Genomic DNA, 9413 nt, shown 5'->3' with positions numbered 1-9413 from the left:
GCACTGGAAGTTGCCAAGTGCACGGTTTCGCGGGTGCTGGCCCGTGGCGGCCTTTCCCGGCTGAGCGATTTGCAACCTGCCGAGCCGGTCGTGCGCTACGAGCATGAAGAACCCGGGCAGATGCTGCACATCGACACCAAGAAGCTCGGGCGTATTGAGCGGCCGTCCCACCGAGTTACCGGCAACCGGCGTGACTCGGTGGATGGTGCCGGGTGGGAGATGCTGTTTGTGGCCATTGATGACCACGCTCGCATCGCCTTTACCGAAATGCACCCGGATGAGCGCACGCCATCGGCAGTGCAGTTCCTGCACAACTGTGTGGCCTACTTCCGCGGCTTGGGCGTGCAGGTACAACGTCTGCTGACGGACAACGGTTCTGCCTTTCGATCCCGAGATTTCGCCCAGGCCTGCCGACAACTGGGCGTCAAGCACCAGTTCACACGCCCTTACCGACCACAGACCAACGGCAAGGCCGAGCGCTTTATTCAATCAGCACTGAGGGAGTGGGCATACGGCTTCACCTACCAGAACTCAGCACAACGCACCGCCGCCCTGGACTACTGGAATCACCACTACAACTGGCACCGCCCGCACCAAGGGGTCGGGGGCTCCACTCCCATGTCCAGGCTCAAGCTCTCAGGAAACAACCTGTTGACACTTCACAGCTAGCTGGGCCAACTATGAACTGGAAAGGTAGCAGAATATAGGAAAGTTTCATATGGATTGTCTACAGACTAAGTTCGCCTCGGATTTTCAGGAGGCACCTGCACTCGGCAGGCTGCATTCTTCAAAGGCAGCTGAGACGCTGACAGCCACCGGGCAGGTGTCCCGTTTGCCCAGGACGTGGAAGTTTTGGAGCGACACGCGGACTGAATGCGTGCTTCCCTTGGGGAACCAGAGTCATCGATGATCCACAAGCCTCCAACACCGAAATCCTTCAATGCCACGGCCCACTACGCCACACGATGAAACAGTTGCCAGCCGCTTCACTTGGCCATGGCAACAAAGCGATGCAGCGTTTTATGCTAGGCGCTGCCGTGCAGTGGATCGACCCGCGCTGCCGGCGGCGCACCTGCCGTAGCGGACGGCCGATCCCGCGGTCGAGACCTTCAACACCCGTCCGCGTCCCGCCGCCACACTGGCACCGGCACCGGCACCGGCACCGGCACCGAACACCAACCCGGCCAACATCCGCTTCTGAACGGAGGGTCGAGCGGCCCATCGATGTGCCGACCTGACGCCGCCTTTAATCGCTACAAATACGGTAGCTGGTTACGACCGTTTGACGCTGGGGAAGTCTGGTTTTATCCAAATTTCAGGGTCTTCACACCGTCCGGCGTGCCCAGCAGGCAGACATGGGCCTTCTGGTGCGCAAACACCCCCACGGTGACGACACCGGGCCACTGGTTGACCTGCGACTCGAAGCCCAACGGATCGGTGATCTGCAATCCGGTGACATCCAGGATGTGCTGGCCGTTGTCGGTCACCAATGGCAGTCCGTCCTTCATGCGCAGCTTCGCGACGCCGCCGAGCACGGCGAACTGGCGCATCAGGCGGTGCGCGGCCATCGGGATCACCTCCACCGGCAGCGGGAAGGCGCCCAGCGCCGTCACCAGCTTGGACTCATCAGCGATGCAGACAAACCGGCGCGACTGCGCTGCGACGATCTTTTCGCGCGTCAGCGCTGCGCCACCGCCCTTGATCATGTAGCCGTGGTGGTCGATCTCGTCCGCGCCATCGATGTAGACCGACAGGTCCTCGACCGCATTGCTGTCGAACACCGGTATACCCAGCGCCTTCAGGCGCACGGTGGACGCTTCGGAACTGGACACCGCGCCGATGATCTGGTCCTTCATCGCCGCCAGCGCGTCGATGAACTTGTTGACGGTGGAGCCGGTGCCCACGCCGACGATTTCGCCGGGCACGACGTAATGCAGAGCCGCCTGGCCGACGAGGGTTTTGAGCTCATCCTGGGTCATTTGAGACAATCCGTTGAAGTTTCCCGGAATTATCCAATCAATGTCGCTGCTCCCCTACGCCCTTGCCCGCCCCTTCCTGTTCGGGCTGGATCCCGAAACCGCCCATGAACTGACGCTGCACACCCTGGCGCGCGTCCAGGGCACGCCGCTGGCCTGGGCGTACTGCAACCGCCGCGTCGAAGACCCGGTCGTGCTGGCGGGGTTGAAGTTCCCCAACCGCGTGGGCCTGGCGGCCGGCCTGGACAAGAACGCCCGCTGCATCGACGGCCTGGGCGCGATGGGTTTTGGCTTTGTCGAGGTGGGCACGGTCACGCCGCTGGCGCAACCGGGCAATCCGAAGCCACGCCTGTTCCGCCTGCCCGAGGCACGCGCCCTGATCAACCGCTTGGGCTTCAACAACGACGGGCTTGACGCCTTTGTCGCCAATGTGAAGCGCTCCACCTTCCGCTCGCGCGGAGGCGCCACGCCTATGCTGCTGGGCCTGAACATCGGCAAGAACGCGGCCACACCGATCGAGGACGCCACCAGCGACTACCTCAAGGGGCTGGATGGGGTCTATCCCCATGCCGACTATGTCGCCGTGAACATCTCCAGCCCCAACACCAAGAACCTGCGCGCGCTGCAGAGCGACGAAGCTCTCGATAGCCTTCTAGGGGCCATCGCGGAGCGCCGCGAGATTCTGGTCGGCCAGCATGGAAAGCGCGTTCCGATCTTTGTGAAGATTGCGCCCGACCTGGACGAAGCCCAGGTGGAGGTCATCGCGGCCACGCTGCAGCGCCACGGCATGGACGGCGTCATCGCCACCAACACCACGCTGGCGCGCGATGCGGTCAAGGGCCTGTCGCACGCGGAGGAAACCGGTGGCCTGAGCGGCGCGCCGGTGCTTCAGGCCAGCAACCGCGTGATCCGCCAGCTGCGCGCCGCGCTGGGCAAGAAGTACCCGATCATCGGCGTGGGCGGCATCATGAGCGCCGAGGACGCCGTGAGCAAGATCAAGGCCGGTGCCAACGTCGTGCAGATCTACACCGGCCTCATCTACCACGGCCCGGACCTGGTGCGCGACGCCGCGCTGGCGATCAAGAACAGCGCCTGAGCGCCCTACTTGCGGCCGGGCGTGAAAAACAGGCTGATGCCGACCGCGATCAGGATCAGGGGCCACCAGGTGTGGAACAGCTCACGCAGGCTGATGTTGAGCAGCCCAAGATTGGACAGCAGAAAAAAACTGCCGATGACGATCAGCACGATCGCTGCAAAGTTGCCCCGCATGTGACCTCCAGGTTCCGTTGGCTCGATCCGTCAATGGTATCCGGGCCCGGCCCCTAGAGCCGCGCCGCCAGGCGCGCGGCCTGATCGATGGCTCGTTTCGCATCCAGCTCGCCCGCTTCAAAGGCGCCGCCGATCAGGTAGGCCGTCTTGCCCAGCGCCTGCAAGGCATCGGCCAGCTCGCGCTGCGGCACCTGCCCGGCGCACAGCACCACGGTGTCGCAGCCGATCCAGGTGGCGTCCTCGTGCTTGTCGCCGTAGGTCACCAGCAGGCCCTCATCGGTGATGCGTTCGTAGTTCACACCGGCGATCATCTCCACCTGCTTCATCTTCAGCGTCGTGCGGTGAATCCAGCCGGTGGTCTTGCCCAGCCCTGCTCCCGGCTTGCCCTTCTTGCGCTGCAGCAGCGTGACCTTGCGCGCCGGGGGGCTGACCTGCGGTCGCTCCTGGCTCAGGCCGCCGGGCGCGAGCGCCGGATCGGTCACGCCCCACTCGGCCTGCCAGGCCGCCAGGTCCAGCGTGGTGGAATGGCCATCGTGCACCAGGAACTCCGCCACATCGAAGCCGATGCCGCCCGCGCCGATGATGGCCACGCGCTCGCCCACCGGTTTGCGCTCGCGCAGCACGTCGATGTAGCTCAGGACCTTGGGATGTTCCTGCCCGGGGATCTTCGGGTCGCGCGGGGTCACGCCCGTGGCCACGATGACCTCGTCGAACGCGGCCAGATGGGGCGCGTGGGCCGGTGTGTTCAGGTGCAGGTGCACGCCGGTGGTCTCGATGCGCCGCGCCAGGTAGCGCAGCATCTCATGAAATTCCTCCTTGCCCGGCACGACCTTGGCCATGTTGAGCTGGCCACCGATCTCGGCCGCGGCATCGAACAGGTGCACCTCGTGCCCGCGCTCGGCCAGCAACGTGGCCGCCGTCAGGCCGGCCGGCCCGGCACCCACGACGGCCATGCGCCGGCGCGAAGCGGCGGGACGGTAGACCAGCTCGGTCTCATGGCAGGCGCGCGGGTTGACCAGGCAGCTCGTCAGCTTGTTCTGGAAGATATGGTCCAGGCAGGCCTGGTTGCAGGCGATGCAGGTGTTGATCTGGTCGGCCTGGCCCCTTTCCGCCTTCTTCACGAAGTCGGCGTCGGCGAGCAGGGGCCGCGCCATCGACACCATGTCGGCGCAGCCGTCGGCCAGCACCTGTTCGGCCACCTCGGGCGTGTTGATGCGGTTCGAGGTGACCAGCGGCGTGGTGATGCCGGCCGCCGCAAACTCGGCCTTCATCTTGCGGGTGACCCAGGCAAACGCGGCGCGGGGCACGCTGGTGGCAATGGTCGGAACGCGGGCCTCGTGCCAGCCGATGCCGGTGTTGATGATGCTGGCGCCGCCTTTCGCCACGGCTTTGCCCAATGTCACCACCTCGTCCCAGCTGCTGCCACCGGGCACGAGGTCGATCATCGACAGGCGGTATATGATGATGAAGTCCGGCCCCACCGCCTCCCGGGTGCGCGCCACGATCTCCAGGGGCAAGCGCATGCGGTTCGAATAGTCGCCGCCCCACTCATCGGTGCGCTGGTTGGTGTGCAGCGCCAGAAACTGGTTGATGAAATAGCCCTCGGAGCCCATGATCTCGACCCCGTCGTAGCCCGCCTCGCGCGCCTTCGCCGCACAGTTGACGAAGGCGCGGATCTGCCGCTCCACGCCCCGGAGGGAGAGCGCAAACGGGGTGAACGGGGAGATGGGAGACTGGATGCGAGACGGTGCCACCGCCAGAGGGTGGTAGCCATAGCGCCCGGTGTGCAGGATCTGCAATGCGATCTTGCCGCCGGCCTGGTGCACCGCATCGGTGACGACGCGATGGCGCCGCGCCGCGCCCGAGGTGGTCAGTCGCCCGGCAAAGGGCTTGGCCCATCCGGCGATGTTGGGCGCAAAGCCGCCGGTGACGATCAGGCCCACCTGCCCTTCGGCGCGCTCGCGAAAGTAGGCCGCCAGTTTGCTGAGGTCGCGGCCGTCTTCCAGACCGGTGTGCATCGAGCCCATGAGCACACGGTTGCGGATCTGCGTGAAGCCCAGATCCAGCGGCTTGAGAAGGTTCGGATAGAGGGCCAGGCCGGGCTCGGGCGGATGGGGGTGTGCTGCAAGCATGAAGAACGAGGTCCTGTGAGAGCAATGCCGCCATCATAGGCAGGTCACGCCGGCGCCAGCCCCGACCTTACCGCCGCCTGCGCAACGGCTCCAGCAACGACGACAGGCCGTTGTGGTCGATCTCGTGCATCAATGCCAGCAGACGCCCGAGTTCCCCCTTGGGAAACCCCTCTCGCGCGAACCAGTTGAGGTAGCTGCCCGGCAGGTCGGCGATCACGCGGCCCTGGTACTTGCCGTAGGGCATCTCGCGGGTGACCAGCTTCTCGAGCGAATCGGTGTCCATCGGGGTCAGCCGCCGGCGCGCTTGACCATCCGTCCCTGCGCCAAGAGCATCGCGATCACGCGCTCGCAGTGATCGCCCTGCACCTCGATGACGCCGTCCTTCACGGTGCCGCCGCTGCCGCAGGCGGCCCGGAGCTGCTTGCCCAGAACGGCCAACGCACCCTCGTCAAGCGCCAGGCCCTTCACCAGCGTGACGGCCTTGCCGCCGCGGCCTTTGGTCTCACGCGACACCCGCACGATGCCGTCACCGGCGGGGCGCGGTTGGGCGAGCTTGCAGGCGCACTGCGCCAGCGGCTGGCGGCAATCGGGGCACATGCGCCCGGATTCGGTCGAATAGACCAGACCGCCGGTGCCGGATCGGCTCTTCATGTCGGCAGTGCCCGTGGTTCAGCTGCGCACCCGCCCGTCCAGCGGGTAGGCCGGGTCGGTGTAGCCTGGAGTGGACGGGTGGCCCGGCCGCACCAGCGCGTCGACCAAGGCCTCGTCCTCGGCCGTGAAGCGGTAGTCGAGTGCCGGCCGGTAGTCCTGCCACTGCGCCAGCGTGCGCGGACCCGCGATCACCGAACTGACCGCCTGGTGCGCCAGCACCCAGGCGGTCGCAAACTGAGCCAGCGTGACGCCTCGCGCTTCGGCATGCGACTTCAGCGTCTGCGCGATCTGCAGCGACTCCTCGCGGAACTCGGTCTCGCCGATGCGCTTGTCGCCACGCCCGGCGCGGGTGCCTGCAGGCGCCGGCTGACCCGGCGCGTACTTCCCCGTCAGCACGCCGCGCGCGACCGGGCTGTAGGGCACCACGCCGATCCCGTGGTGCACGCAGGCTGGCAGGATCTCGACCTCGGGCATACGATTCAACAGGTTGTAATAGGGCTGGCAGACCACCGGGCCCGACATGCCGAGCTGGCGCGCCAGGTGCACCAACTCATTGATGCGCCAGCCGCGGAAGTTCGACACGCCCCAGTAACGGATCTTTCCGTCACGCAGCATGGCGTCCAGGGCGCGCAAGGGCTCTTCCAGTTCCATGCCGTTGTAGTCGCGGTGCAGATACAGGATGTCGACATGGTCGGTCTGCAGGCGCCGCAGGCTGGCCTCGACCTCGCGCTGCATCCAGCTGCGTGAGTAGTGGCCTTCGTTCACCCGCTGCGACATGGCATTGCCCAGCTTGGTCGCCAGCACCCAGTCGTGCCGCTGCCCCTGAAGCAGTTCGCCCAGCATGGCCTCGGACGCACCCTTGGTGTAGACATCGGCCGTGTCGATGAAATTCACGCCCTGTGCGCGCGCATCGGCCAGGATCCCGGCGGCCTCTTCGCGGCCGGTCTGGTCGCCGAACATCATGGTGCCCAGGCACAGCGCCGACACCTGCAGGTTGCTGCGCCCCAACCGCCGATACGGCATGGCCATGTCCTGCGTGCCGGTCACGGATTCTCCTCCGCAATGGCGGGCACAGCGGGCCAGGCCTGGCGGTGCCCTGGGCGGGCCAGGATCTCGATGTAGACCTGTGTGGCGCCCTCGCGCGCGGCTGCGTCGATCAACGCTCCCAGGCCCGACAGGTGCGCCGGCTCGGCCCCGGTTTCGGCAAGCCCGAAGCGGCAATCGAAATCCAGAAAATCCACGCCGGGGGGCAAGGCGCGGCGCCGCTCGCGCCGGACGTACTTGCGCAGTTCGTGCTTGAGCGCATCGACCACGCGGTCGCGATGGCGGCCTTCGATTTCGAGCTGGAATGTCTTTTTCATGGTGAGTCCCTGGGTGCGTGGCGGCGCGCCAGTCGGCCGCGTTGCGGGAGCGTGATTATGCGGCCTGGCCTGCCCCCGCCAGCGCGCCTATTCCTTCAGGCAAAAGCGCATGCGGGTGCCCGCCAGCTCCAGTTCGTCCCCGTCACCGAGCGGGACCGGATCCGCGCCAATCGGACGGGCGTTGAGCAGGGGCCCGTCGCCCCCTTCCATGACGGCCACGTAGTAGCCATTGCGCCGGTGGGAGATGGCCACGATGGCGATGCCGGGCTTTCCAAACGTGGTCACGGCCTTGACCACCGGCATCTCCAGGCCCGTCGACGAGCCCGAGAGCACACGCAAGCTGGCGTGGATGGCAGCGGCTTGCCCGTAGGTGCTCGCGCCGCCAAGCGGCATCGCGGTGGTCTGGCCGAAATCGCCCGGCGCGGCAGCACTGAGGTACTCGATGTGGATGCGCCCGACGGTGATGACGTCGTGATCGCGCAGCTTCTGCTTGCGCACCATCTGGCCATTCAGGTAGGTCCCGTTGGTGCTCCTGAGGTCCTCGACCGTGACGTCGGCGAGCCCCTCCAGAATGAACGCGCAGTGCTCGCCGCTGACCACCAGGTCGGCCAGAACGATGTCGTTGTGCGGCTTGCGGCCCAGCGTCGTGCGCTGCTTCTGCAGGTTCACCCGCCGGATTTCGACACCTTCGATCGACAGCACGAGTTGCGGCATGGGTACTCCCGTGGGGTGGGGGACTCGGCCCGTTGCGCCCGGCGTAGGGGGCCGGGGCCGGCATGGCGACAATGGTAGATCGCGGCGGTGAATCCGGCAAGCCGGCTCAGTCCGGCACGAACCGCGCCCGAAAGCGTGCCTCGTCCACCACCAGCTCCAGCGTCACCAGCTGCCCCATCTTCATGTCGGACAGCCGGCAGGCCGCATACAGACTGGACTTTCCCTTGAAATCAAAGGAGGGCAGGTCGATCAGCGCATAGGGATAGGGCACGAAGACCTGGTGCATAAAGATCTCCCTGTGCACGTTGCGCGGCGAAGGAAACAGCTTGTACTGCGCCGTGGTGATGGTCTTGCCGTTCATCGGGTGAGGCGCTCGGTGCAGGGCAATGGCGTTCTGACGGGCCAATCAGCCCAGAATGAACAGCAACCGGGAATCGCCAAGCTCCAGGACGTCCTGGTCGGCCAGCGGAGCCGCATCGGTGCCGATGGGTTGCCCGTTGTGCAAGGCAGGCTGCTCGCCGGCCTCCACGAGTGCCACGTAATAGCCGTGCCGCCGGTGGTAGACGGCCACGACGGCGTCGCCCGGCTTGCCGAACGTGGTGACCGTCTTGACCAGCGGCACATCGCGCCCCTGGGCCACACCCTCCAGCACCCGCAGGCTGGCCTTCTGCGCGCCGGCGCGGCCCGGCGCGCCCAATGCCTCCAGCCGCATCGGCGATGTCTGACCGGCCACCGCCACGGGCGGCTGGAGCAGGAAGCGGATGCTGTAGATCCCGACGGTGACGACATCCTGGTCCTCCAGTTGACGCCGCTGGATGCGCTCACCGTTGACATAGGTGCCATTGGTGCTGCCGACGTCCATCAGCCAGATAGCCCCTGAATCCCCGCGTTCGAACACGCAGTGCATGCCGCTGACCGAAAGATCCGACAGGGCAACGTCGTTGTGGTGGCGTCGCCCGAGCGTGGTCCGGTCCTTCATCAGATGCACATGCTGCGTTTCAACGCCGTCGCTTGATACGACCAGTTCGGCCATGGTGTCCCTTCAACTCGAGAAAAAAGCCCGATCGGGCCCTGCGATTGTCGTCGCACGAAATGTGCCATTTTCGCAGGCCGCGGGCGCCCTTCTGCCGTCCGTGCGCTGTTCACCGGGGAGCCGAGGGCCTATGCGCGGGTGCGCAGTGGCACGGTGCCGCACGCGCGGCACCGGCCAGACTCGTAAAGTTGACAAAAATTGGTTCTCTTCCGTTTCGGGTGGCGCGCAACAGCTGGCAATAATGTGTTGACAAACAAACGTCACGCAGGAGAGCCGC

12 protein-coding genes are annotated in these 9413 nt (G+C 66.0%); 2 read left to right on the top strand and 10 right to left on the bottom strand.

What is annotated here, in order from left to right:
* The coding region (locus ACMUOY_RS19670; protein WP_413894431.1) for an IS481 family transposase at positions 1-669 on the top strand (669 nt) is incomplete at its 5' end.
* Between the two features lie 635 nt (positions 670-1304).
* Here the strand turns inward: ACMUOY_RS19670 and rpiA are convergent.
* The gene (gene rpiA / locus ACMUOY_RS19665; RefSeq protein ID WP_413894430.1) at positions 1305-1979 is read right to left on the bottom strand and encodes a ribose-5-phosphate isomerase A; all 675 of its coding nucleotides are present in this window, start codon (positions 1977-1979) and stop codon (positions 1305-1307) included.
* A gap of 40 nt (positions 1980-2019) precedes the next feature.
* Here rpiA and ACMUOY_RS19660 point away from each other — a divergent pair, with 40 nt between their 5' ends.
* Complete coding sequence (locus tag ACMUOY_RS19660; RefSeq protein ID WP_413894429.1) at positions 2020-3072, top strand: quinone-dependent dihydroorotate dehydrogenase; 1053 nt, start codon at positions 2020-2022, stop codon at positions 3070-3072.
* A gap of 5 nt (positions 3073-3077) precedes the next feature.
* Here ACMUOY_RS19660 and ACMUOY_RS19655 read toward each other — a convergent pair whose 3' ends face one another.
* The 9 genes from ACMUOY_RS19655 to ACMUOY_RS19615 form a co-directional block, all read right to left on the bottom strand.
* Complete coding sequence (locus ACMUOY_RS19655; RefSeq protein WP_413894428.1) at positions 3078-3245, bottom strand: LiaI-LiaF-like domain-containing protein; 168 nt, start codon at positions 3243-3245, stop codon at positions 3078-3080.
* A 53-nt stretch (positions 3246-3298) separates the two neighbouring features.
* Complete coding sequence (locus ACMUOY_RS19650) at positions 3299-5377, bottom strand: NADPH-dependent 2,4-dienoyl-CoA reductase (RefSeq protein ID WP_413894427.1); 2079 nt, start codon at positions 5375-5377, stop codon at positions 3299-3301.
* Between the two features lie 67 nt (positions 5378-5444).
* Entirely contained in the window at positions 5445-5660 is a 216-nt protein-coding gene (locus ACMUOY_RS19645; RefSeq protein WP_413894426.1) for a DUF3820 family protein, read from the bottom strand.
* Between the two features lie 5 nt (positions 5661-5665).
* Positions 5666-6028 (bottom strand): translation initiation factor, encoded by a 363-nt coding sequence (locus tag ACMUOY_RS19640; protein WP_413894425.1) that lies wholly within the window; start codon positions 6026-6028, stop codon positions 5666-5668.
* Between the two features lie 18 nt (positions 6029-6046).
* Positions 6047-7051, bottom strand: a complete 1005-nt coding sequence (locus ACMUOY_RS19635) for an aldo/keto reductase (protein ID WP_413894432.1) — start codon at positions 7049-7051, stop codon at positions 6047-6049.
* Between the two features lie 20 nt (positions 7052-7071).
* A complete protein-coding gene (locus tag ACMUOY_RS19630; RefSeq protein ID WP_413894424.1) occupies positions 7072-7389 on the bottom strand; it encodes a DUF6172 family protein in 318 nt (105 codons plus the stop codon).
* A gap of 87 nt (positions 7390-7476) precedes the next feature.
* A complete protein-coding gene (locus ACMUOY_RS19625; protein ID WP_413894423.1) occupies positions 7477-8103 on the bottom strand; it encodes an FHA domain-containing protein in 627 nt (208 codons plus the stop codon).
* Positions 8104-8209: 106 nt separating this feature from the next.
* Positions 8210-8464: a hypothetical protein gene (locus ACMUOY_RS19620; protein WP_413894422.1), complete on the bottom strand. Its 255-nt coding sequence runs from the start codon at positions 8462-8464 to the stop codon at positions 8210-8212.
* Positions 8465-8509: 45 nt separating this feature from the next.
* Positions 8510-9136: an FHA domain-containing protein gene (locus ACMUOY_RS19615; RefSeq protein ID WP_413894421.1), complete on the bottom strand. Its 627-nt coding sequence runs from the start codon at positions 9134-9136 to the stop codon at positions 8510-8512.
* Between the last annotated feature and the right edge of the window lie 277 nt (positions 9137-9413).

The sequence above is a fragment of the Candidatus Skiveiella danica genome, from assembly GCF_022705245.1.
In the GTDB taxonomy this organism is placed as follows: Bacteria; Pseudomonadota; Gammaproteobacteria; order Burkholderiales; family Burkholderiaceae_C; genus Skiveiella; species Skiveiella danica.
This window is presented reverse-complemented; position numbering and strand designations above follow the sequence as displayed.

Bases quoted from the DNA above. Each gene is read 5' to 3' on its own strand.
- ACMUOY_RS19640 (WP_413894425.1), bottom strand. From the start codon at position 6,028: ATGAAGAGCCGATCCGGCACCGGCGGTCTGGTCTATTCGACCGAATCC.
- ACMUOY_RS19620 (WP_413894422.1), bottom strand. From the start codon at position 8,464: ATGAACGGCAAGACCATCACCACGGCGCAGTACAAGCTGTTTCCTTCG.
- ACMUOY_RS19660 (WP_413894429.1), top strand. From the start codon at position 2,020: ATGTCGCTGCTCCCCTACGCCCTTGCCCGCCCCTTCCTGTTCGGGCTG.
- rpiA (WP_413894430.1), bottom strand. From the start codon at position 1,979: ATGACCCAGGATGAGCTCAAAACCCTCGTCGGCCAGGCGGCTCTGCAT.
- ACMUOY_RS19630 (WP_413894424.1), bottom strand. From the start codon at position 7,389: ATGAAAAAGACATTCCAGCTCGAAATCGAAGGCCGCCATCGCGACCGC.
- ACMUOY_RS19615 (WP_413894421.1), bottom strand. From the start codon at position 9,136: ATGGCCGAACTGGTCGTATCAAGCGACGGCGTTGAAACGCAGCATGTG.
- ACMUOY_RS19625 (WP_413894423.1), bottom strand. From the start codon at position 8,103: ATGCCGCAACTCGTGCTGTCGATCGAAGGTGTCGAAATCCGGCGGGTG.
- ACMUOY_RS19650 (WP_413894427.1), bottom strand. From the start codon at position 5,377: ATGCTTGCAGCACACCCCCATCCGCCCGAGCCCGGCCTGGCCCTCTAT.
- ACMUOY_RS19655 (WP_413894428.1), bottom strand. From the start codon at position 3,245: ATGCGGGGCAACTTTGCAGCGATCGTGCTGATCGTCATCGGCAGTTTT.
- ACMUOY_RS19635 (WP_413894432.1), bottom strand. From the start codon at position 7,051: ATGCCGTATCGGCGGTTGGGGCGCAGCAACCTGCAGGTGTCGGCGCTG.
- ACMUOY_RS19645 (WP_413894426.1), bottom strand. From the start codon at position 5,660: ATGGACACCGATTCGCTCGAGAAGCTGGTCACCCGCGAGATGCCCTAC.